Below are 21,965 nucleotides of genomic sequence, written 5' to 3'. Positions count from 1 at the left end.
TTTCTGTCAATCCGGCGCAGCAACTAGCCGTTTGACGACCCCCTCCCCTCCGCGGAAAAGCGGGAAGCAGTCAGGACGGACATGAAAACTGGCGCCGAACATCCTCCAAGCTCAGCACGTAAACCCGGCAAGCCACCCCGCCGCCGCGCCGCGGATGCCGCCCCTCCACCCCCTGAGGAAATGAGCAGCCCCGCACAGCGGCGCGCCCGAGCGTTGCTCGGCGTGTTTTTTGTGCTTCTCGCCCTTTATACCCTGCAATCCTTTTTACCCGCCCTGCTATGGGGTTGCGTCTTCGCCATCGCCTGCTGGCCACTTTACCGACATGCTGTGCAAAGATGGGGCCATTCCAACTGGATTCCTGCTTTATTCACGCTTTTTGTCGCGCTGATCTTCCTCATTCCGATGAGCTATCTGGCCGTGAAAACAGCGGAAGAGGCGCAAGGCGCGCTGCACTGGCTGGATTCGGTCCGGCATGAGGGTGTCCCCGCCCCGCCATGGCTGGAGGAACTCCCTTTCCTCCAGACACCCGTCGCCAATGCCTGGGAGAAATATCTCGCGGACCCGCAGCAACTGAATCAGATTTTCCATTCTCTTGATACAGGTGGGCATCGCGTCGCGGTGACGAAACAGGTCACTTCCCTCATCCTGAGACGTTCGACCCTTTTCCTCTTTTCCATCCTGACGCTGTTTTTCCTCCTCCGGGATGGCGCAAGCATCATTGCGCGACTCATCACCGTGTCTGAGAGGACATTCGGGCAACGTGGTGAAATCATCGCGCGTCAGATTATTTTCTCGATCCATGGCACCATTGCCGGTCTCGTTTTTGTCGGGCTGGGAGAGGGTTTCGTGATGGGTGTCGTGTACGCTTTTGCCGGTACGCCGCAGCCGATTCTCTTTTCCTTTCTGACGGGCGTCGCAGCGATGATTCCATTCCTGGCCCTGCCGACAGTGATGGTCGCGGCGCTTCTGGTGCTGATTCAGGGCAAAATGGTCGCGGCATGCCTGATTATTGCGATTGGCTGTCTCGTTATCTTCATAGCCGACCACTTCATCCGTCCCGTCATTATTGGTGGGACGATCAGAATGCCGTTCCTGTGGGTGCTGCTCGGCATACTTGGCGGTGTAGAGAGTTGGGGTTTGCTCGGGCTCTTCCTCGGGCCAGCCATCATGGCGGCATTGCATATGTTATGGAGGATGTGGAGCAATACGGAAACGGTGCGCGCACCGCACCGGAAAAACGAGATCACTTCGTGAAAGACCAAACGCGGACGGAGATATCGGGCAGGCGGGATTCGAACCCACGACCCCCAGTCCCCCAGACTGATGCGCTACCAGGCTGCGCTACTGCCCGTCCGTCGTTTGGACCCCTGCGCATTTAGCAGGGGGCAGCCCCGCCTGCAAGCGCCTTTGAGGGATTTTCTAAGTTAAAGGGAGGTTTTTACGCAGCGCCAGCAGCTCGACCCGCACGTCACGTAGAAGCTCAATTAATTGCGCCTGCTTATCCATCAATTGCGTGTATCGCGCCGAATCCATCTGCACCCCATTCGCTGCCTCATCGGCCTTACAATCCGGGCCGGTATCGTCGGATTCTGACGTCATTTTCGATTCTGCGCCGTTGCGCATGCGGGGCGCACTGCCGGGCACGATCTGCGCCCGTCCCGAATGGCCGCGCGGTGATTCTTCAAGCGTTTTCGAGCGGGCCGCGGCGTTGACGCCGTCCTGTAAGTTCTGCGTGTTTCCCGGCTGGTAAATGAAGGGTGCCGCACTATCCTCAGCGAAGCCAACCGCAGAAGCGTAATCCGACGTTCTGAACGTCGCTTCAGCCATCGGTGCCTCGCCATGCCCCTTCAGAACGCGTTGCACGCCTTTAATCGTATAACCCTCAACATAGAGAAGCTCCGAAATCCGGCGGAGCAGGTCGATCTGATCCGGGCTGTAATAACGACGGCCACCGCCACTTTTGAGCGGCGCAACCTCGTCAAACCGCGTTTCCCAGAATCGCAGCACATGTTGAGGGACGTGAAGAAGGTCAGCGACTTCACTTATCGTGCGATAAGCGTCAGGCGCTTTCTTGCCGTATCTCTTGGCTGAGGTCGCGCCGAATGCGTCATCTTGAGAATCGGGAACAGGTCTTCCATCGACCATTTTACGTGACCTCCTCGACGACTCTCTTTTCCTTGATGGGGGCCGCGCGGAGGGCTGACTTCAACATCTGGCTTGGCCTGAAAATCAGGACACTCCTAGGTTGTATGGCCACTTCTTCCCCCGTCTTGGGGTTGCGACCAATGCGACGGCCCTTTTTGCGGACGGCAAACGTCCCGAAACCGCTTAATTTCACGGTTTCGCCGGACTCGAGGCTTGCTGCGATATTCTCTAATACGCTTTCAAGCACGTCAGAGTTGTCTTGCCGCGACAAACCTATACGGGTGTGAAGTAAATCGACCAGATGAGCGCGTGTGATTGTAGACATGTGCACAAGCTACCACGGTAATTTTCTGCGTCAAATATTAACGTCAATAAAACAGTAACTGTTACAGTCTCAGCAGCGCGGCGCCCCAGGTAAGTCCGCCGCCAAGCGCCTCCAACAACACAATTTCACCCTTTTTTACACGCCCGTCGCGAACTGCTTCGTTGAGCGCCAGGGGGATGGAGGCGGCGGAAGTATTGGCGTGACGGTCAACCGTCACAATGACGCGCTCCTGAGGCAGGGCGAGCTTTTTTGCCACACCGTCAATGATGCGCAGATTGGCCTGGTGCGGGACGAGCCACTGCACATCCTTACCTGTCATACCATGTGCATGCAGGGCCTCATCCACAACCTCCGCGAGCTTTGTCACGGCGTGCCGGAAGACCTCCCGGCCATTCATACGCAGGGACGGGCCGTCTTTCCCCTCACGTTCCACATAGAGAATATCGGCATGGGCACCGTCACTATGCAGGTGAGTCGACAGAATGACGCTCTCCGACTCCGGCTCCGCGATATCGAGCAGGACAGCGCCCGCCCCATCGCCGAAAAGCACACATGTGGTGCGATCAGACCAATCGAGAATCCGGGAGTAAACCTCACTCCCGATCACAAGCACCCGGCGCGCCTGCTTCGTCTGGATGAGGGAATCGGCAACGGCCAGCGCGTAAATAAAGCCGGAACACGCAGCGCTGATATCGAAGGCAAAACCTTGTTTGAGGCCGAGCGCACCCTGGATGCGTGTCGCGACAGCGGGGAAAGGCTGGTCCGGCGTGGCGGTGGCGACGATGATGGCATCCACCGTCTCCGCATCGACGCCGGCATATTCAAGTGCGGCCCGTGCGGCGGCTTCCCCCATGCTTGCCGCCGAATCGTCCGGCCCGGCAATGTGACGTTGCGCGATGCCGGTGCGGGTGCGAATCCATTCATCCGACGTATCGACCCGCGTTGAGAGGTCCGCATTTGTGACGATTTTATCAGGGAGATACCCCCCGAACCCGATCAGTTTTGAGCGGACAGGCATAAAGACTTCCTTTTTTTTTTGCACGACACCCTACCGTGTCGGATCGGCCCGGCAAAGTACAGTTTAGTGCAAAACAGGCGTTATTCAGAATGTTCAATCTGTAGTGGTGGTGCCGCTCTCAGATGCGTCAGGGGCTTCCTGCAGGAACTGAATCTGCTTAAGCCGGGAGCGGATCTTTTTATTCACCTCATTATCGACAGCATCCATCGCAACATCGATCGCGGAGGCGAAACCCTCAGCGTCGGCGCCACCATGAGATTTGACGACGATGCCATTGAGCCCCACGAAAACGGCACCATTATATTGGCGTGGGTCAATCCACTCCCGCATCCGTCGCAAGCCGGGGCGCACCAGAATATAGCCGATTTTTGTCAGCAGATTCGTTTTGAAAATCTGCTGCAGAAGCTGGGCTGCAAGCTTGAGCGCCCCCTCACCCGTCTTAAGGGCGATATTGCCGGTGAATCCGTCAGTGACGACGACATCCGCCGTCCCCGCCGTAATGTCGTGCCCTTCAACAAAGCCCAGAAATTGCGCACTCAGCGGAGACGCGCGCAAGGCATCGGCAGCGCATCGCAGGCGCTCATCACCTTTAAGCTCTTCAACCCCGACATTGAGCAGGCCAATGCGCGGGGCAGGCAGGCCGAGCACAGCCTGGGAAAAAGCCTCACCCATGACCGCAAATTCAACGAGATTTCGCGCATCGCAGGAGATATTCGCCCCGAGATCCAGCATGACGACATCACCCCGCGCGGAGGGATTGACGGCCGCCATGGCAGGGCGGGAGATACCCGGCAGGGTTTTGAGAAGGATTTTGGCCAGCGCGAGCAGAGCGCCGCTATTCCCCGCGGAAACGACACCGCGTGCCCTTCCATCCGCCACGGCTGTGATGGCCATCCTCAAAGAGGAGTCGCGAAGGCGCAGGGCCGATGTCGGCCTCATCTCCATCGTGATCGCTTCCGTCGTGTGGGCGATCTGGGCGATCTGCGCCGCTTTTTTATAGCGTGCAAGGAGCGGCGTCAGCCTGGCTTCGTCACCGAAAAGGAGGAAGCGCGCGCCCGGATGGCGGTCGGCGGCCAGATCTAACCCGGCAACGACAATCTCGGGCGCGTCATCCCCGCCCATCGCGTCAATCGCAAGGCTGAACGAAGCTGCCTGATCAGGCGCCACGACGTTATCAATCATTGCGAGCCTCACGCATCAACCCGTCCTCTTCAGCCGCCAGAGGCATGCCGAGCCGCCGCAGGATCAGGCGCGGACAGTTGTCTTCAGGGTCTTGCCGGCAGCGACCACCTCACGTCCGTCATAATGTCCACAATGAGAGCAGACGTGATGCGGGCGTTTCAGTTCACCACAATTGGCGCATTCTGCGCTCGCCTGAATCGTCAGGGCGTGATGGCTCCGGCGCATACCGCGACGGGATGGCGAGGTTTTTCTTTTCGGAACGGCCATGGTAAAAGGTCTCTTTCCAGTAAGTCGCCCGTCCCAGACGTCGAGCGACTGTGATGTAGAGCGATACGATTCAATGTAATAAGGCGCGCATCCTCTAGCAGACACGTTTAAAACTCGCAAGCGTCTCGTCGCCTGATCACCCGCCCTTCCTGCACGGGGCCTTGCCCCTCCACCTTTTGCAGCGCGGTCCCCCACCTCAAAGGCAGCCCATGGGCCGGGCACCTCACTTTATGTGGGGAGAAGGCGTGCCTGACGCAACATTCATACGCGTCCGCGCCTGGGATGCACGTTAATCGCCCTTGCGGGATTTCTTATTCATCAAATGTGCGAGATGCGCGAAGGGACGGGTCGTCGGCATATCGTCATCCGGCGTGGCGGGGTCTTCAGCAATATCGACCTCCGGAAGGTCCGGCTTACGCGGAAAAGGCGGCAATGCCAGGGCCAGCTGCTCAATCGTCAGCGCGCCGAGATCAACGACCTGCCCGTCAAAAATGATTTCATCCGGCAGATCCGGGTCAAGAAAATCCTGCGGGCTCTCACGCGCCTCCGTCACGAAACGGACGCGAAACGCCTCCGACACGACATCTTCAAACAGCTCGCCGGAGACGCAGCAGGCAAGCACGACCTGCGCGTCAAGCCATCCATCGCAAATGACGGAATGGTCGTGCAGGGGCATCACCTTATAAGTGCATGTCAGCATCTTGACGGCCGGGATCATGAGGCGTTCCGCGATGCGCTCACATTCCTCGTGATTTGCTTCCACCTTGACGCGGCGCTCGGCCCCGTTTCGACCGTGAAGCGCCACACGGCAATCCAGCTCAGAAGGAAGCTCCACGCGGCATGTCCTTAATTGAAAAGTTGTGCGCCATCAGCACCGTTTGAAGATTGCGCTGCGCCGACGCGTGACACTATAGTGTCACACACTCTGTCAGGCCCGCACGGCATCTTGTTATGATATCGGCAGATGATATAACATGACGGAGCTCAAATGAAAGCGGGAATCTGCGGCTGATGACACGCGTGAAACTTGTCCACACAACCAGGGGTCCGGCTTTTTCCCTGCGCTATGCCGCCGCCAGTTTGGCGCTGTCCGTACCCTTACTGGCTGGCTGTTCCGTCTTCGGGCCGATTCCGCAAAATCGCGGCACGCTGGTTGAGAAGGCCGATTTCAAACTCCTTGTTCCCGGCACCAGCACGAAAGATGACGTGCGGCAACTCATCGGTTCCCCGACGACGACATCCACTTTCGACGATAATAAGTGGATCTATATCTCGCTCGTCACCCATCAACAGCCGCTGAGCTATCCCAAAATCCGTAAGCAGGATGTCACTGTGCTGGCGTTTGATCATGGCGGCGTCCTGCGTAATGTGTCGCAATATGATTCCAGCGACCGATATAATGTCGGCATGGCACCGGGCGCGACGCCGGCACCCGGGACGAAGGTTAATGTCTTCCAGCAATTGCTGGGCAATGTGGGCCGCTATAACCCGCTTGGAAACATGAATAACCAGTTCGGCGGCAGCCAGGGCCCGCTTGGGGGTGGCGCTATCGGGACCGGTAATGGCGGGACAGGTAACTCCATTCCGTAAGACAGCGCGCGCCCCGCAAGGGACCTGATGGCGCTTCAGTCGGGCGTCGGCAGACGCACCAGCACACGCAACCCGCCCTGCGGGCTATCGAGAAGCGTGATCTCGCCCCCGTGGGCGCGCATGATGTCGCGCGCAATCGTCAGTCCCAGGCCACTCCCACTGACCGTCGCGCGATTGCGTGAGAAAAGCTGAAAGACTTCTTCCCGCAAATGCGGGGGAATGCCATCGCCGTCATCATCGACGCAAATGAAGATCTCCGTCTCGCGGCGGTTGAGGGTCATGGACATGCTGCCCCCGTGCGTGCGCGCATTTTCCGCGATATTGGCAAGCGCGCGCCGCAGCGCATCCGGTCGCACGACGGCAAAAATACCTTCCGGGATATCAATATGGGTGATGCGCCCGCCGGCGCGTTCCGTATCCGCGGCGATCCGACGAAGCAAGGCGCTGAGATCCGTCTCAACCGGCGCTTCCGCCCCCTCCCCGCGTGCGAAGGTCAGGTAGCTGTTCACCAGCGCCTCCATCTCCGCAATGTCGGACACCATATCGGCAATGTCGGGCCGCAGCGCCGCCGCTTCAATCACACCGGCATTCGGGATCATCGCGAGAGAGAGACGCAGGCGGGTCAGCGGCGTGCGCAGATCATGCGAGACACCGGCAAGGACGATCGTGCGTTGCTCAACAAACCGGTTGACGCGCGCCTGCATCCGGTTGAAAGCCACCGCCGCCTTGCGCACTTCCCGCGCGCCGCGCGGATGGATCGGCCCATCATCGCGCCCGATGCCGAACTGCTCCGCAGCGTGGGAAATCCCACGGATGACGCGGACCTGATTGCGGATAAAAAGCCCCGCAATGCCGAAAAGAATGATCGCGCTGCCCCCCGCCCAGGCGAGGAAAAACCATACAGGCCCCGTCACCAGTCTTTTACGCGGCACCTCGACACTCAGCAGCCCGCCACGATAAGGCAACTCAAACCGCACATTATCCGACGTCGCGTGCCAATCAATGCGGCAGGATGTGTGAAAGACGCGCCTGACAGCATCCTGCAGGTCATCATACATCGGGCCTAAGACGTTCCGCGTGCGCTGGATTTTGGCGTCGGACATTTCACCATAAGTGACGACGAGTTGCTGCTCCCGACGCGCCTGGTCCAGAATCCAGTCACGCTCATCCGGGAAACGCGCAACCAGCCGCACCGTCATGGCCAGCTCCGCGACAACGGAGTCGGCCAGGCGTCTTGAGACAAGGCTGAGATAATTGCCGTAAAAAAGCTGGAATGCGACAAGCTGCGTCACGAAAAGCGGCACAAAGACGATGAGAAGCGACCGCCCGAAAAGCGAGCGTGGCAGAAATCGCCGTAAAGGCCGTTCAATCCTGCGCCCGAATTTACGAAAAATCATTCAGCTTCTTCCGTCAGGGTCTGAAGACGTAACCGCGTCCGCGCACTGTCTGTAAGTGCCGGGGCTCTCTGGGGTCCGGCTCAATACGCTTGCGCAGACGTGTCACCTGCACATCAACGCTGCGCTCACTGACATCCTCCAGCGCCAGCGCACCTGCAATGACCTCTCGCGACAGAATGGCCCCGGGGCGGGAGCAGAAAAGTTGAAGAAGCGCCACATCTCGGCCCGTCAGATGAATGGTGCCGTCACCACCATTCAGCAGCCCTCGATGGGCGTCAAATTCAAGCGTGCCGATCCGGATTAGACGCGTCGCGCAATGGGGCACCTGCCCGGTCGCGCGCCGCAAATGGCCCTGAAGCCGCAGGACCAGCTCCCTCGGTTCAAAAGGTTTGGCCATATAATCATCCGCCCCGGCCTCAAGCCCGTCAACGCGCTCCTCCGGCTCGCCACGCGCTGTCAACGCCATGATCGGCCATGCGCACCCCTCATCCCGCAAGGCCCGCGTCAGGGAGATGCCATCCTCGCCCGGCATCATCACATCCACAATCATCGCATCGGGCTGCACCATTTTCAGAAAGTGACGCGCTTCCGCCGCGTTGGCGGCCGTCGTCACCCGAAAGCCATTTTCATCGAGAAACCGCTTAATCAGCTTCAAAAGACGGGGGTCATCATCGACGACGAGAATATGCGCTGATTTCAAGTGTCGTCTCCGTCGCGCGTCAGACAGGCGAGAACCTGCTGAAATCCTTCCACAGCCTGCGCCCCGGCCTGACGGTAAGCCGCCGTCAGGGACTGTCGCAGCGGCTCAAAGCAGATGTCAGCAAGCTCACGCCCCTTATCCGTAACGTGGAGGCGCCGCACGCGTCGATCGACTCCATCGACCGTGCAGGTGACGTAACGTTTTTGGAGCAGCAAATTCAACTCACGGTTGAGGCTCTGCTTTGACACAACCAGTTTACGCTGCACATCCCCGACAGAGAGGCCGGGCCGATTGGCGAGGAGGATCAGAATGCGCTGATGCGCCTTGCCGATACCGTGCTCCATCCGCCTTGCATCTGACTGTTTCTCAAGCTGTCGGAAGGCTTCCGTCGTGGCTTCCCACGCGCTGCGGACCTGTTCCTCCCTGAGGTAAAGATGTGTCGAGGTGACGTTACGCGCGGGGAGCCCCTGGCGGCGCGCGTGTTGGATATCACGCATCGTAAACGGCCCTCTCTGCCTTGCTTTGGCGCACCGGCGGGCACCCGGCGGGCTAAGCGCGTGTTTCGACTGACTCTTATAGGCAAAAATGCGCGGAAACGTGAAAACATTTGTGCTGCGCCACGCAATTATGCTAATGCGACCACCTGATCGGACGAAAAGCCGAAATGGCGCGTCCTTGAACATATTTATTCAGCAAGCCCGCAACACCGATTGGGCGACAGGAGATGACAGGCACGTGCAGGTTCTGGTCCGTGACAATAATGTCGATCAAGCGCTCAAAGCGCTTAAAAAGAAAATGCAGCGCGAAGGCATTTTTCGTGAAATGAAGCTGCGCCGCCATTTCGAGAAGCCCTCTGAGCGCCGCGCGCGTGAGGCTGCTGAAGCGGTGCGCCGTGCACGTAAAATGGAGCGCAAACGTCTGGAACGTGAAGGCTTCTGAGCCGTCACGCGACGTTCGGTAAAAACCGCCTTTCGGGGCGGTTTTTTTATGGCTGACGCCCAGGCATCACCCCACCCGCCTGATGATGACCGAGTCCCCTCCTGAATTTTTGATCAGCGTCAGACGGTAACATTTTATATTCTGTCCCCGCGCCTTTCGACATAGGGATGTCGGGTTTGGCGATGCCGCAACCCATCCGTGCAAGATAGCGTCCCGCGACTCCTGTTTTTCAACCAGAAGCGCCGCCCCTTCCCGCCCGACCGAGCGATCGAGGTAAAACCAACGTGGGTCCGTGCTGTAAATCGTCAGTTCGGGCGCGTAAAAATGGACGAGGGATGCCTGCGCATAATCCCGGAATATGACGGCCTGCCCCTCACTCTGCCGCGCGAGTTGCTGCGCAAAATCCCGCCACCCCCCGGTCTGGCGCGCCATGATGTCCTGATGCGGCGAAAGCGGGATGATATGTGCTAAAGCCTGAAGATAAATGAGGCCTGTCACGGCATAACCAAGGCAGGCGGCCGTGGTGACACCGCGCATCCGGGTGGCGAGCAGAATCGCAGCGGGGTAAAGAATAATCGGCCAGTTTGCCTGGACCCTCCCCCCCAACGCATGTTGCAGAAAGACGCCGCCCGGAAGCACCACCATGGCGCTGAGCAGCCATAAAGCGTCGCCGCGACGCGCCTGGCGTATTGCTGCAATGACGCCGCCCACACACAGCAGAAAAATAAGCGGCGTCGCAAGGCCGATCTGCCCGCCCAGCAATTCTCCAACAAATTGCACGGCACGCGATGGCGCCCAATCCTGCGCTCTGCCGCCCTGTTTCAGAAAGCTCGCCCAATGATGCTGCGCATTCCAGAGAAGGACGGGCGAAATGACGAGACATCCCATCAGCGCGCCGCCAGCAACCCATCTGAAGGGCGGTTTTCGAGGTGAGAAAAGCCACCATAAACCGCAGGCAAGCGCCGGAAGCACGACCGTGTATTTGCTGTCAAAACCCAGTCCGAAAGCCGCGCCGATAAGGAGCCACCATTCAGGGCGCTGTGTCACATAGAGACGCCCCAGCGCCCACAAGGCCAATGTGCTGAAAAACAGGAGCGGTGTATCCGGCGTCATCGTCGCGGCCCCGACACCGAGAAAAAGCGTCGCATTAAAAAGGAGTGCGGCTTTGATGCCGTCCTCGCGCCGCCCCATCAAATCTCTGCCCGCATTGATGAGAAGGAGTGAACCGGCCAGCCCCAGGATCGGCCCGAAAAACCGGATGCCGAAGGTCGTATCACCCCAGATCCATGTTCCGGCACGGATGATAAAAGCCACGGCGGGGGGATGATCAAAATACCCGCCTTGAAGATGCTGGGACCAGATCCAGTAATAAGCCTCATCGGGCGACAGGCCGATCTCAGCGGCGAGGATCAGCCGCGCCACAGTGACGAAAATGAGAAGGGACCAGACCGCGATGCAATCAGAAAGGGCCTGGCGCATCGTCATCGCCAGACAAGTGTGGAGGCGACGGCGTAATTCCAAACCACACCAATGACCGCACCGGCGGCGCTGGCCTGACTCCAATGCCGATCAGCGTGATAGATCATCTCCGCGACGCCGATATTCGCGTAAGCACCAAGGCTGCATCCAACCATGAAAACCGCGAAACCCGTCGAGAGGCGCAACCAGCCTTTGAGCGGGCGATCATGATATGTCAGGCAGTTATTCAGGAAAAAATTCGTGATGATGGCGGCGATCATGCCGGTCAATTGACTGGCTCCGAAATTTAACCCGGCAAAACGCGCCCCTTCTGACACGGCCAGATTGACCAATATGCCAAGCGCCCCGACAAAAGCGAAAACGAAGAAGCGCATCGGAATGATATGGCCGATCACACGCTCCACCAACATGCCGAGAAACTGAAACAGGACAATCGGCCCTAATTTGCTCTCACCCGCATGTCTTTCCCGAAAAATGAAAGGCGCCTCACCCATGCGCACAGAGCGCGGCAGGGCGAGCATCATTTCCAGCAGGATTTTGAACCCCGTCCCCGTCAGCTTGGGCAGCGCCTGATTGAAACAGTCGCGACGGAACGCGAAATAGCCGCTCATCGGGTCGGTCAAAGGGTGTTTGAGAAAGATCTGGCCAAGTTTGATCCCGGTGCGGGAAAGGAGATGCCGCCCCCGATGGGCCAGCCCCGCACTGTCACCGCCCTCCATATGGCGGCTGGCGACCATTATATCCTGACGATTCTCCCGGAGGGGTGCGATCATCTGCGGAAGGATGGATTCGTCATGCTGCATATCGCCGTCCATGACGACGAGTAGCGGCGCGGTGGAGGCCAGCACACCTTCTATCACCGCCGATGAAAGCCCGCGCCGTTCAACGCGGCGCACCAACCGGACACGCGCATCCTGCTGCGCGATGGAGGCCACGATCCGGGACGTCCCATCCGGCGAGTCATCATCCACAAAGATAATTTCCCACGCCATATCGGTGAGAACCCTGCAGATCGCATTGTAAAAAAGCTGGATATTCCCCGCCTCATTGAAACAGGGCACGATAATGGAAAGTTCGACCGGCGGGCGCGCCGTCATAGAGGAATTCCGGCCCGGCTGAGGCTGGTGCGGATTGTCTGCAGGGTGACGACACGCGCGACGGCGTCCAGATCCGTCAGGCGGCGGGTGAGTTCGTTCTGATGATTAGGGTCACGCGCGATGAGGCGCAGCAGAAAATCGCCGCCGCCGCGAATCATGTGACATTCGCGCACTTCATCCCAATCCGCGACCCGACCCTCAAAATCTTCCAGCGCGGCGCCCTTCTGACTTTCAAGCCCGATCAGCGCAAAAAAAGTGATGGGCCAGCCGAGCTTCTCAACATCCACATCGGCATGATACCCCTTGAGGATGCCCAGTTCCTCCAACCGTCGGACTCGCCTGAGACATGGGGGCGCGGAGAGCCCCGTGCGACGCGCGAGTTCAACGTTGGTCATGCGACCATGAATCTGCAATTCCCCAACAATTCGAAGGTCGGTCGCGTCCAGCGCATGTTCATCTATTGGGGAGGGTGCGATTGCCTTATACGTATCGGAATCATGTCGCGTCATAGAATGCCAGTAAACTTCCTCTGAAACTCCGTTTGGTGTTTCGTTCGAATTCTCTATATCTGGATTATGGGTGAAGAGCCACAGTTTGAATGCGATAGACAATTTTATGGGTAAGAGAGCATGACGCGTAAATATGAAACGGACCTTATCGTGATTGGCGCAGGGCCCGCCGGTTATACAGCTGCGATTTACGCCGCGCGTGCCAATCTTAAGCCGATATTGGTGACGGGTCTACAACCTGGCGGGCAATTGACCATCACAACCGATGTTGAAAATTATCCTGGCTTCGCAGCGCCCATTCAGGGGCCATGGCTGATGGAGCAGATGCACGCCCAGGCTGAAACTGTGGGGACCCGCATGGTGACGGATCTCGTCACCACATGTGAGGATCTTGGCGACGATAAACCCTTGCGCTTTCGCTTCACAGGCGATTCCGGGGATGTTTATCTCGCTAAAACGGCTGTCATCGCGACTGGCGCACAGGCAAAATGGCTCGGCCTCCCCTCCGAAACGCGGCTGCAAGGGGCTGGCGTGTCCGCCTGTGCTACATGTGACGGGTTTTTCTTTCGCGGTAAGCATGTTGCAGTCATTGGTGGCGGAAATACGGCGGTTGAGGAGGCCCTCTATCTGACACGTCATGCGGATAAAGTGACCCTCATCCATCGACGCGACACGTTACGCGCGGAACGCATCATGCAGGAGCGGCTTTTCGCGGATCCGAAAATCGACATTTTATGGAATCGCAGCGTCGATGACATTCTTTCGGACGGAACACCGCCCACTGTCAGCGGGCTTCGCCTGAAAAATCTTCAGAAGAACACGTTGGAGACCCTGGCAGTTGATGGTGTTTTCATCGCGATCGGCCATCAACCGAATACGGCACCGTTTCTGGACTTTGTGAGTTGTGACGCTGAGGGCTATATCACGACGCCCCCCGGCTCAACGCGCACATCCCGCCCCGGAATTTTCGCGGCAGGTGATGTGCAGGACAGGGTTTTTCGGCAGGCTGTCACCGCAGCGGGCACAGGCTGCATGGCCGCTTTAGAGGCTGAGCGTTTCATTGCGGGTGAATCGTGACTTTCTCTACACGGCTTACGAGAAATATGTTCCGCTTCGGCAGCGACCGGCCACGCACCTATTGACGTATCATTATGATCAAACGCATAGGCCGAAGCGGGTCATATTCCGGTTTTTCATGAAGAGTTTGCGTGGGGGAAGAGAGTGGACTGGGACAAGCTGCGCATCTTTTTCGCTGTGGTTGAGGCGGGCTCCTTCACCCATGCGGGTGAAAAACTGGAATTAAGCCAATCCACTGTTTCGCGGCAGATCTCCTCTCTGGAGGATGATTTGCGGGTTCAGCTTTTCAACCGTCGCGCGCGGGGCCTGGTCCTGACGGAACAGGGTGAAACCCTTGCCGCCACAGTGCGGGAGGTTTTCGAGAAACTCATCACCACGCAGGAATCGTTGCGTGACAGCACCGCAAAAGCGACGGGCGTCATCAAGCTGACGACGACATCCGAATTCGGCCTTTACTGGCTCATCCCACGATTGGAACGGTTTTTCGTTCAACAACCTGAGATTGATATCCAGGTCTTACTTGATGACACAGATCTCGATCTGAACCAGCGTGAGGCCGATGTCGCCATACGCGTGCATCCGCCGCGTCAACCTGACCTGATTCAAAGGCACCTCGCGACATTCTCAATACCAGTGTATGCGAGTCAGAATTACCTGGCGGATAAGCGCATCCCGCGCCATTTCCGCGACCTTGCACAACATCAAGTCATCAGTTTTTCAGGTGATCCGCTTATGTTGCCGCACGCAAACTGGCTTCGTAAGGCGCTTTGCAAACGACAGCACATGCCCTCCCGCAGTCATCTGGAAGTTAACAGCTACCCGGCGATGGCGGAGGCGATCTCAAAAGGGTTGGGCGTTGGCGCGATGCCGAGTTATGTGGCGGCATCATACCCTCAACTCGTGCGCCTTGTCCCGGAACATCCTGTCCCAGCGCTTGAGCTTTACCTTGTCTACCCGCAGAATCTGAAAGCCTCGATGCGGCTCATCATGTTGCGCAATTTTCTATTAAATGAAATCAGTCTCGGGAATATCGGGGGTGACGACGCCTGCAATGTATCGACAGTTGCCGAATCAACCTCTCATACAAGTCTTGAAATCTGAGTTTCTGACATTGTCTTGATGAGAGGTTGCGTCATCGCCTTACTCAACCTTTGGCGTTGATACGCTCCCGGAGTTCTTTTCCGGTTTTGAAAAATGAGACATATTTTTGATCGATTTCGACGGCCTCACCCGTTTTGGGATTACGACCCAGCCGGGCACCGCGTTTTTTGACGCCAAAAGCCCCGAAACCGCGCAGTTCCACCCGGTCCCCGCGTGCAAGGGCGGAAACAATCTCGGAAAAAAGCGTCTGCACAATGCGCTCTATATCTCGGGTTGTAAGCTGCGGGTATGCTTCACTCAGCAGTGCGATAAGCTCAGATCTCGTCATGCTCCCCCCTCCTGACAAATAACGGCATCGCGCAACCACCAAAAACACCGAGCAACTCCGGGCATGTCGAGACCCAGCCCAGTAAAAATTGCTCGATGCGGCTCGCTTTGATAAATCTACCGCACGCTTATTGTCGAGGAGATAAAGATTTAAAGACAGTTAACGGTAGCCCCACTCGGACGCGAATGGATGTATGAACTCTGCTTAACGAGCTCAAATTACCGCATTTTTTATGCTCAGAAAATAAGTAATTCTTCTCGCGACAGGCGAAATCCGAGCTATTTCTTCGCGTGTAAGTTGCAAATAAGTCACATACTCCTCCCGGCGCCTGACGCACCGCCGGAGGAGAAGCGACGACCTACTCTATATTAAGCGCGTTTGCGGCCTGACCGACCTGTGCCACCCTCATTCTCATTACCGAGGGCACGATCTTTCCGGCCGGAAACGTCAAGATTGGCGTTTATTTTGCGACCGAGCCCGATCTCGCGCGCGAGATGTGAGCGACGCTCCGCGTAATTCGGCGCAACCAGGGGGTAGTCCGCCGGCAGGCCCCAACGCTCACGATATTGTTCCGGGCTCATGCCATAAGCGCTCTGAAGGTGGCGCTTCAGCATCTTGAGCTTCTTGCCGTCTTCCAGACACACGATGTAATCCGGAAATACCGAGCGTTTGATCGGCACAGCTGGCTGCGGACGCTCTGGCTCTGCTTCAACGGCGCCGGCCCCGCGAAGGGCTTCATAGACGCGTTTAATCATCGAAGGCAGATCTTCACTTGTCACGGGGTTATTTGCAACATGTGAAGAGACGATTTTCACTGTAAGCTCAAGGAGAGCTTTATTGTTGTCATGCTCGGACATTTATTTACCCTGGTCTGGTTTTTTACTCGGGAACTCAGAACGTTCCCATGATAAAGAAGTTGCTACAAAATATCGGCTTCAAATGTGCCCCGATGCCTTACGAGAGGATCGTTAATGCTGTTAATCCTACAGGAATTACAAAAAAAAAGAAACTCTGATTCGCACGTCTCAAAAGCTTCTACCGGTTGAAATTCGTCAATGATCGTTAATGCCTCATCAAACTGCACAACAGCGATGCCAATCGCTCACTGAGAGAAAAGCGGTTATTAAGTATTTCGGAAGATATTCTTATTTTATTAAAAAAAATTATAGTGCGGAGATTTTCCGGTCACATCTGGATGAAAGGTTAATAACAATATGTTTGACGTGACACTTGCTCATCACGATGACTTCCGGTCATGGCGTGACGCCACCCGGAAGCATGTTTCCGCCGGTGTTAATTCCCGCAATATCAACTGGATCGTTAACCCTCCTGATGATCTTTTTCAACGTCAGAACCTTGATTCGACAGAACAAAACACCTCGCCATTCAAAATAACGCGTCAAAGATATGTGCAATTGCAGGAAGCGTTTCACGCGCAGGATTCACATCGTTTTGAGACGCTCTACACCTTTGTCATGGCGTTGCACCAGCAGGATGACGCCCAGATTGCCGCCCTGACCCCGAAAATCGAGGCTCTCATCCAGGCTGGTCGCGCGGCTGTGCTGCGCTTCCGTGAATCTTTTGTAAAATTGGCACTTTCTGGCGGGGAAACAGCGCCTGACCGGTCAATACAACCTGTATTCGACATGCGGGGCCATCGTATCTTCACAGGTCAGGCCGCGACTTTAACGCGCATGATCCCCTCTCCTTGGGTTGTTTCAGGTGACACAGTTACGATTCGATGGACGGGAAGTGCGTTATTCTTCTCCCGAGGGGGACTTAAAGCGCAGAATGAAAAGTTTCAACCAGAGATTGCTTTCGGATCAGGGTATTGGGCGCAACTTCCCCAACTTCGACTGCCAGTTAAAACCATTCCCTCTGTCATCCCCGACACGCCTATGACGCAACATCATGCGGGTGCGTCAAAGGCGCCTGAGCCGAATCGTGAAAGTCGTTTCGCGCAGCTTCGGGCACATGCGGTGGATTGCGCAGCCTGTGACCTTTGTGACATCGGCACGCGGACCGTCTTCGGGGAAGGCCGCCTTGACGCAAAAATCATGCTGATCGGCGAGCAGCCGGGTGATCAGGAAGATCTCTCCGGTCGCCCCTTCGTCGGGCCTGCCGGTGCCCTGCTGGACCAGAATCTGCGCGAGGTCGGGCTTGAGCGGGCGCGCCTTTATGTCACGAATTCTGTTAAACATTTCCGTTTCGTACACCGATATGGGCGCCGCCTCCATCAGAAACCGGACCTCATCCATATTCATCAATGTCACCCCTGGCTCTCGCAGGAAATATCGCTCATTGCACCGACGCACATCATCCTGCTTGGCGCCTCCGCCGCTTCAGCGATGTTGGGTCGTCCCGTCACCGTTAATCGGGAGCGCTCACGATTTTTCCGTCTCGGAAATTGTGAGGCGCTCATCACCGTGCACCCATCCTATCTTCTGCGCATCCAGGACCGCGCTTCCCAGGATTTTGAAAAACGCCGTTTTCTTTCAGATCTGCGACTCGTTGCCGATGCTACCGCCCAAAGCGAGACGCAGCTTCATCCAACTTAAATTGACGCGACATTGAAGGATTTTATATATCCTGTTGTGGGACAATGTCCGTTCTAAAGCTGCGTTCAATGCTTCATTGTGCAATGGAGTACGTCATTCCCAACAAGTGGGGGGACGTTCTTTGACGCACGCATTTTTAGGCAGGAACCACGCGTGACGGTGGCTGAACGATTTTTCTTACAATGCGCCACCCGATTAGGGCGCGGTTGGCACCTTGCGACCGGCCCCGATTTCCGCGCCCGATGGAGATGGCTTTACGCCCCATCGCCGCAAGCCGTTGAATTTGCTTTCCGCAACACGATCGCAGCCCTTTTTGCCCTGGCGATCGCCCTCTGGATGGAGCTGGACAGCCCGGTTTGGGCGCCCTCTACCGTCTGGGCCGTTGCGCAGGCCACGCGCGGGGAAAGTCTTTCCAAAGCGCGATGGCGCCTGGCGGGCACTTTATTGGGGGGCGTGGCCAGCGTCCTTTTAATTGCCGCATTCCCGCAGGAGCCTTGGCTCTTTTTCCCCGCTTTGGCGATATGGGTCGGATCATGCGCCGGGTTGGCAACTTTTTTCAGCTCTTACCGCGCCTATGCCATGACACTCGCTGGCTATACCTGCGCCATTATTGCGCTGGATGCCTCACAGGCACCGGATAATGTCTTTTTCCTCGCCGTGTCCCGAAGCACTTATATTGGCCTTGGCGTCGTGTGCGAAGCGGCAATGGGAATGATTTTCTCCCTCCAGCAGGAGAAACGGGCCCGCATGGGTATCCGACGGAGCCTTCAGGGAATTCTCGACGCCGTCCTCAAACGCGCCGCCGATGTGCTGGGTCAGGACAGGTCGCTTGTGCTTCAGGGGCGGGAATTATTCGGGCGGATTCTGCGCTTGAATAGTGAAGTTGAATATCTGGAAATCGAAATGGGCCCCCACGGGCATGAAGGGGATCACGCCCGGGCCGACCTCGCCGCCGTCGCCGTTCTGCTGACGCGATGTCTCGGCATGACGGCGCGACTTGCCGCGCTGAAACATCGGGAACCGCAACTGAATGATATGCTGTCGCGCGTGCGGGAATTTGTCCTCACCACCACGCCGCGCCTTGAACAGGATGCCCCCCTGGCGGATATTCTGACAGAACTGCACCTTTTGCGGATAAGCTGCCGCGACGCCGCGATCACCCCTCAGACCCATGACGACACGCACACATCGCGCCCGCCATCGCGGGAGGATGAGGTCGATATGCGCGTCCTTTATGTTTCCATATCGGAAATGCTGAGGGAGATCGAAGATGCCCTGCTGGAATATAATGCCAGCACGCATCAGATCCCGCGCGATCGTTTCCGGTTCCGCCTGCCTGTGCATCGTGATGTGCGTGAGGCGGTGAATAATGTCATTCGCGTCTTCTCCGCCATCATCATCTGCGCACTCTTATATGAAATCACCGCCTGGCCATCCGGCCCTCTTTTCATATCGAATCTTGCGCTGATCTGTGGATTATTCGCGACCCAGGAGAATCCCGTCCTCGGCACAACGCAGTTTTTACGTGGTGCCCTGTGGTCGGCCCTCATTGCCGGCATTCTCACAATGATTTTCGTCCCGGCATTCGACACTTATGAGACGCTGATTCTCGCGCTTTTCCCACCAATGTTCATTTCAGGTCTGGCGCGCCTGAATAAGCCGACGATCGGCGTTTCATCCGCGTTCGGCCTCCTCATGCCGACGATGCTTAATATTCAGAATCATCAACGACTCGATGAAATTTCTTTTTTCAATTCGGCCTTTGCCGTTGTCTGCGCGGCGGCGGCGGCGGTTCTGGCTTTCCGCATCATTATACCCTTCAATCCCGAGACAGAGCGCATGCGGTTAAGGCGGCAGATGCTGGCCGAACTTAGAGCGCTTTGTCATCTCCAGACCTTGCCGGACACGAGAATGTGGATCAGCGGTAATCTTGATCGATTCGCAAAATTGATCCGTCACGCGGGCAATACACCCTCCCCCGCCGTCGAGACCTATCTCAGAGGCACATTGGCCACGCTGACGCTCGGCATGAATATCATCCGCCTGCGCGCCCTTCTAAATCGTGATCATCTGCCTGATCGCGCGCGCCGTGCAGCGACCCTGCTTTTAGACAGAATTGAACATGCGCATGATGAGCATGTCCGTTCCGCACGCGTTGCGGCCGTGGCGTTACGACGGTTTCGCGCGCTGGAATATAATGAGTCTGACCTCATGACGCGCATGGAGCTGATTCGCGGCATTGCCTATCTCGTCGTCATCCGCGCTGAACTTCTGGCTAATGCGCAATTTCTTGACGCAACGCGGCCCGTGAGGCTGACAGGTTGATGCATTCCCCCGCCATATGGCGCGACATCTGGTGAACCGGCCCGCCCCTTGTCATGGTCTATCGCCTCTTCCGTTACACATCGTGGATGGCGGTCTTGTCGATTGTCATCGGAGGTCAGGCGGGCTTTTCAGCTTGTGATGCGCATCCTCCAACAACAATATTGGCTGGGCGATCAGAAATATTTCATTAATCTACGCGGGTCGGAATTTTTTACTTTTGCGCCCTTCGTCTTTGCGACCCGAATTTTCCCGCAAAATCGCGCCAAAATCGTCCGCGCCGCGCGCCAATCCAGGCTGGAAGGCAGTGTCGGCAATCTCTTTTAATGTCGAATTTAAACAGAGAAAACGACGCCAACTTTAAATTCGAGGTTGTCTGAGGCGTTTCCAACAATCATTAATCGATCGTTTCACGCGTTACCTCTCCTTATCATTATAGTTTAACGTGCGTTAACGATTTATACCGCTATGGCTTTCGCGTCACGATTTAGGCGGATAAAATCGTTAAACTTCACATCCTAACAGGTTGCAGGGATTGTAGATGCCGGAATAAGCGTTCGGAAAAAGCGAAACTGATGTGGCCACAGCATCACGCTTCAGGCCGAATTTCCTTGACGGCTCACGGGATCCCCGATCGGCTGCGTGACCGGAAGGAAGCGTTAATGTTGAAACACTTATCCGCCCGCTCAACCGCCCGCCCGACGGGCCTTTGTAAAGGCGTTCACGCTTAAGCAATAACAATGAAAAAACGACCCTCATCCGGTGATCAACAATAAGCAACGGCAGATCCAATGATCTGGGAGCCATGCGCGCTTCAATATATGTCATCGCACGTCAGGGGCGCGCCGCACGTCATCCGCCACATCAAAATCGGGGGCGCACTCATTATAAGATGTCATTGAGGTCAAAGCCGGACGACGCGTGCAGTAAGCCCGCTTTGGCGGAATGCGCAATCATGCCCGGTGGCGGAGAGGGTGGGATTCGAACCCACGGTACCCGTGAAGGCACAACGGTTTTCGAGACCGTCCCAATCGACCACTCTGGCACCTCTCCACACGGGTTCCGGTCGTCGGCTGAGTTCTCATAGGCGGGAAAGCGCCCTCTTTGCAAGAGGATGACGTTTCTTTTCGGCGCCAGGCCGTTCGGCAGCCATGAAAGGGTGAAAAACAGTTGACGTAAGCGGGTCTTTTCCGGTATCGCACGGGGCCTGCTGCCGTGAGGCGGCTATAAATAAAAAGCGACTGGGCGGTGCCGACCGGGGAGTAACTTCGGCAAAAATCGTCAAGAGTTCGGTTTTACGAGGGATTTATGTTCGCAATTATACGTACAGGTGGCAAGCAATATCGCGTGACCACGGAAGCAACACTTAAAGTCGAGAAACTTGAGGCGGAAGCGGGCAGCACCGTCACATTTTCCGACGTTTTGGCGGTTGGTTCCGATGCCGGGGTGACGCTGGGCGCCCCTCTGGTCGCGGGCGCGACCGTGACGGCAACCGTCATCGCGCAGGATCGCCTGCCGAAGATCATCATCTTCAAAAAGCGCCGCCGGCAGAACAGCCGTCGCAAAAACGGCCATCGCCAGCCCGTGACAGTGCTGCGCATTACAGGCATCAACGCGGCCTGATCGCGTCGCCGGAAGATAGGGAGAAGCTGAAATGGCACAAAAGAAAGCAGGCGGTTCAAGCCGTAACGGTCGCGACAGCGCAGGCCGCCGCCTTGGAGTCAAGAAATTCGGCGGTGAGCGCGTGATTGCGGGCAATATCATCGTCCGTCAGCGCGGGTCGAAAATGATCGCCGGTGACAATGTCGGGATGGGGCGTGATCACACGCTCTTCGCCCTCACGGACGGGCACGTCAAATTTACGCGTCGGGCAGAGGGGCGGGTTCACGTCTCTGTCGCCCTGTAAATCCTGACGCGCTCAATGTTGGAAG

At 56.9% G+C, this 21,965-nt stretch carries 24 protein-coding genes and 2 tRNA genes; 10 read left to right on the top strand and 16 right to left on the bottom strand.

The genetic code is table 11. The features are described 5' to 3' along the window. The first annotated feature begins 81 nt into the window (after window positions 1-81). On the top strand, window positions 82-1,254 hold the full coding sequence (locus N5W20_RS02265) for an AI-2E family transporter (RefSeq protein ID WP_319807310.1): 1,173 nt from the start codon (window positions 82-84) through the stop codon (window positions 1,252-1,254). 23 nt (window positions 1,255-1,277) lie between these two features. Here N5W20_RS02265 and N5W20_RS02260 read toward each other — a convergent pair. The 7 genes from N5W20_RS02260 to N5W20_RS02230 all read right to left on the bottom strand — a co-directional run bounded on the left by N5W20_RS02260 (window position 1,278) and on the right by N5W20_RS02230 (window position 5,772). Next, window positions 1,278-1,351, bottom strand: a tRNA-Pro gene (locus N5W20_RS02260). Between the two features lie 68 nt (window positions 1,352-1,419). After that, window positions 1,420-2,145: a MerR family transcriptional regulator gene (locus N5W20_RS02255; RefSeq protein WP_319807309.1), complete on the bottom strand. Its 726-nt coding sequence runs from the start codon at window positions 2,143-2,145 to the stop codon at window positions 1,420-1,422. A 1-nt stretch (window position 2,146) separates the two neighbouring features. Further along, on the bottom strand, window positions 2,147-2,470 hold the full coding sequence (locus N5W20_RS02250) for an integration host factor subunit alpha (RefSeq protein ID WP_319807308.1): 324 nt from the start codon (window positions 2,468-2,470) through the stop codon (window positions 2,147-2,149). Between the two features lie 61 nt (window positions 2,471-2,531). After that, entirely contained in the window at window positions 2,532-3,488 is a 957-nt protein-coding gene (locus N5W20_RS02245; protein ID WP_319807307.1) for a beta-ketoacyl-ACP synthase III, read from the bottom strand. Window positions 3,489-3,581: 93 nt separating this feature from the next. Further along, the gene (plsX, locus tag N5W20_RS02240; protein WP_319807306.1) at window positions 3,582-4,670 is read right to left on the bottom strand and encodes a phosphate acyltransferase PlsX; all 1,089 of its coding nucleotides are present in this window, start codon (window positions 4,668-4,670) and stop codon (window positions 3,582-3,584) included. A 63-nt stretch (window positions 4,671-4,733) separates the two neighbouring features. Continuing rightward, window positions 4,734-4,937: a 50S ribosomal protein L32 gene (gene rpmF / locus N5W20_RS02235; RefSeq protein ID WP_319807305.1), complete on the bottom strand. Its 204-nt coding sequence runs from the start codon at window positions 4,935-4,937 to the stop codon at window positions 4,734-4,736. A 289-nt stretch (window positions 4,938-5,226) separates the two neighbouring features. Continuing rightward, window positions 5,227-5,772, bottom strand: a complete 546-nt coding sequence (locus N5W20_RS02230) for a DUF177 domain-containing protein (protein WP_319807304.1) — start codon at window positions 5,770-5,772, stop codon at window positions 5,227-5,229. Window positions 5,773-5,948: 176 nt separating this feature from the next. Between N5W20_RS02230 and N5W20_RS02225 the strand changes: the two genes are divergently transcribed. After that, window positions 5,949-6,527, top strand: a complete 579-nt coding sequence (locus tag N5W20_RS02225) for an outer membrane protein assembly factor BamE (protein WP_319807303.1) — start codon at window positions 5,949-5,951, stop codon at window positions 6,525-6,527. 35 nt (window positions 6,528-6,562) lie between these two features. On the opposite strand, the gene N5W20_RS02220 is transcribed toward N5W20_RS02225, so the two are convergent. The 3 genes from N5W20_RS02220 to N5W20_RS02210 are packed head-to-tail and all read right to left on the bottom strand — an operon-like array spanning window position 6,563 to window position 9,121. Then, entirely contained in the window at window positions 6,563-7,924 is a 1,362-nt protein-coding gene (locus N5W20_RS02220) for an ATP-binding protein (protein ID WP_319807302.1), read from the bottom strand. Between the two features lie 13 nt (window positions 7,925-7,937). After that, window positions 7,938-8,624 carry a response regulator transcription factor gene (locus tag N5W20_RS02215; RefSeq protein ID WP_319807301.1) on the bottom strand — a complete coding sequence of 229 codons (687 nt, stop codon included), beginning with the start codon at window positions 8,622-8,624 and terminating at the stop codon, window positions 7,938-7,940. Then, window positions 8,621-9,121 carry a MarR family winged helix-turn-helix transcriptional regulator gene (locus N5W20_RS02210; RefSeq protein ID WP_319807300.1) on the bottom strand — a complete coding sequence of 167 codons (501 nt, stop codon included), beginning with the start codon at window positions 9,119-9,121 and terminating at the stop codon, window positions 8,621-8,623. The genes N5W20_RS02215 and N5W20_RS02210 overlap by 4 nt, the downstream gene beginning before the upstream one ends. Before the next feature lie 238 nt (window positions 9,122-9,359). Here N5W20_RS02210 and rpsU point away from each other — a divergent pair, with 238 nt between their 5' ends. Then, on the top strand, window positions 9,360-9,563 hold the full coding sequence (rpsU, locus tag N5W20_RS02205; RefSeq protein ID WP_141459012.1) for a 30S ribosomal protein S21: 204 nt from the start codon (window positions 9,360-9,362) through the stop codon (window positions 9,561-9,563). 66 nt (window positions 9,564-9,629) lie between these two features. On the opposite strand, the gene N5W20_RS02200 is transcribed toward rpsU, so the two are convergent. The 3 genes from N5W20_RS02200 to N5W20_RS02190 are packed head-to-tail and all read right to left on the bottom strand — an operon-like array spanning window position 9,630 to window position 12,534. Then, window positions 9,630-11,042 (bottom strand): ArnT family glycosyltransferase, encoded by a 1,413-nt coding sequence (locus N5W20_RS02200; protein WP_319807299.1) that lies wholly within the window; start codon window positions 11,040-11,042, stop codon window positions 9,630-9,632. A 2-nt stretch (window positions 11,043-11,044) separates the two neighbouring features. Continuing rightward, entirely contained in the window at window positions 11,045-12,139 is a 1,095-nt protein-coding gene (locus N5W20_RS02195; RefSeq protein WP_319807298.1) for a glycosyltransferase family 2 protein, read from the bottom strand. Continuing rightward, window positions 12,136-12,534, bottom strand: a complete 399-nt coding sequence (locus tag N5W20_RS02190) for an Lrp/AsnC family transcriptional regulator (RefSeq protein ID WP_408869429.1) — start codon at window positions 12,532-12,534, stop codon at window positions 12,136-12,138. The genes N5W20_RS02195 and N5W20_RS02190 overlap by 4 nt, the downstream gene beginning before the upstream one ends. Window positions 12,535-12,768: 234 nt before the next feature. On the opposite strand from N5W20_RS02190, the gene trxB reads away from it, so the two are divergent. Both trxB and N5W20_RS02180 read left to right on the top strand, forming a co-directional pair. Continuing rightward, window positions 12,769-13,725 carry a thioredoxin-disulfide reductase gene (trxB, locus tag N5W20_RS02185; RefSeq protein WP_319807296.1) on the top strand — a complete coding sequence of 319 codons (957 nt, stop codon included), beginning with the start codon at window positions 12,769-12,771 and terminating at the stop codon, window positions 13,723-13,725. 144 nt (window positions 13,726-13,869) lie between these two features. Beyond that, entirely contained in the window at window positions 13,870-14,826 is a 957-nt protein-coding gene (locus tag N5W20_RS02180) for a LysR family transcriptional regulator (protein WP_319807295.1), read from the top strand. A 43-nt stretch (window positions 14,827-14,869) separates the two neighbouring features. Here the strand turns inward: N5W20_RS02180 and ihfB are convergent, their stop codons facing one another. Beyond that, window positions 14,870-15,154, bottom strand: coding sequence for an integration host factor subunit beta (gene ihfB / locus N5W20_RS02175; RefSeq protein ID WP_319807294.1), 285 nt, complete (start codon window positions 15,152-15,154; stop codon window positions 14,870-14,872). Between the two features lie 368 nt (window positions 15,155-15,522). Further along, window positions 15,523-16,011, bottom strand: coding sequence for a MucR family transcriptional regulator (locus N5W20_RS02170; protein WP_319807293.1), 489 nt, complete (start codon window positions 16,009-16,011; stop codon window positions 15,523-15,525). A gap of 357 nt (window positions 16,012-16,368) precedes the next feature. Here N5W20_RS02170 and N5W20_RS02165 point away from each other — a divergent pair, with 357 nt between their 5' ends. The 3 genes from N5W20_RS02165 to N5W20_RS02155 all read left to right on the top strand — a co-directional run bounded on the left by N5W20_RS02165 (window position 16,369) and on the right by N5W20_RS02155 (window position 20,361). Then, window positions 16,369-17,712 (top strand): UdgX family uracil-DNA binding protein, encoded by a 1,344-nt coding sequence (locus tag N5W20_RS02165; RefSeq protein WP_319807292.1) that lies wholly within the window; start codon window positions 16,369-16,371, stop codon window positions 17,710-17,712. A 153-nt stretch (window positions 17,713-17,865) separates the two neighbouring features. Beyond that, window positions 17,866-20,037 carry an FUSC family protein gene (locus tag N5W20_RS02160; RefSeq protein WP_319807291.1) on the top strand — a complete coding sequence of 724 codons (2,172 nt, stop codon included), beginning with the start codon at window positions 17,866-17,868 and terminating at the stop codon, window positions 20,035-20,037. Between the two features lie 138 nt (window positions 20,038-20,175). Further along, complete coding sequence (locus tag N5W20_RS02155; RefSeq protein WP_319807290.1) at window positions 20,176-20,361, top strand: hypothetical protein; 186 nt, start codon at window positions 20,176-20,178, stop codon at window positions 20,359-20,361. Window positions 20,362-20,997: 636 nt separating this feature from the next. On the opposite strand, the gene N5W20_RS02150 is transcribed toward N5W20_RS02155, so the two are convergent. Next, a tRNA-Ser gene (locus N5W20_RS02150) sits at window positions 20,998-21,087 on the bottom strand. Between the two features lie 255 nt (window positions 21,088-21,342). Between N5W20_RS02150 and rplU the strand changes: the two genes are divergently transcribed. Both rplU and rpmA read left to right on the top strand, forming a co-directional pair. Then, entirely contained in the window at window positions 21,343-21,657 is a 315-nt protein-coding gene (rplU, locus tag N5W20_RS02145) for a 50S ribosomal protein L21 (RefSeq protein ID WP_319807289.1), read from the top strand. A 31-nt stretch (window positions 21,658-21,688) separates the two neighbouring features. Beyond that, window positions 21,689-21,940: a 50S ribosomal protein L27 gene (gene rpmA / locus N5W20_RS02140; protein WP_319807288.1), complete on the top strand. Its 252-nt coding sequence runs from the start codon at window positions 21,689-21,691 to the stop codon at window positions 21,938-21,940. Window positions 21,941-21,965 lie beyond the last annotated feature (25 nt).

It is taken from the genome of Candidatus Kirkpatrickella diaphorinae, from assembly GCF_025736875.1.
Taxonomy (GTDB): Bacteria; Pseudomonadota; Alphaproteobacteria; order Acetobacterales; family Acetobacteraceae; genus Sorlinia; species Sorlinia diaphorinae.
The sequence above is the reverse complement of the archived record's forward strand: the minus strand, read 5'-3'. Positions and strand labels throughout refer to the sequence as shown.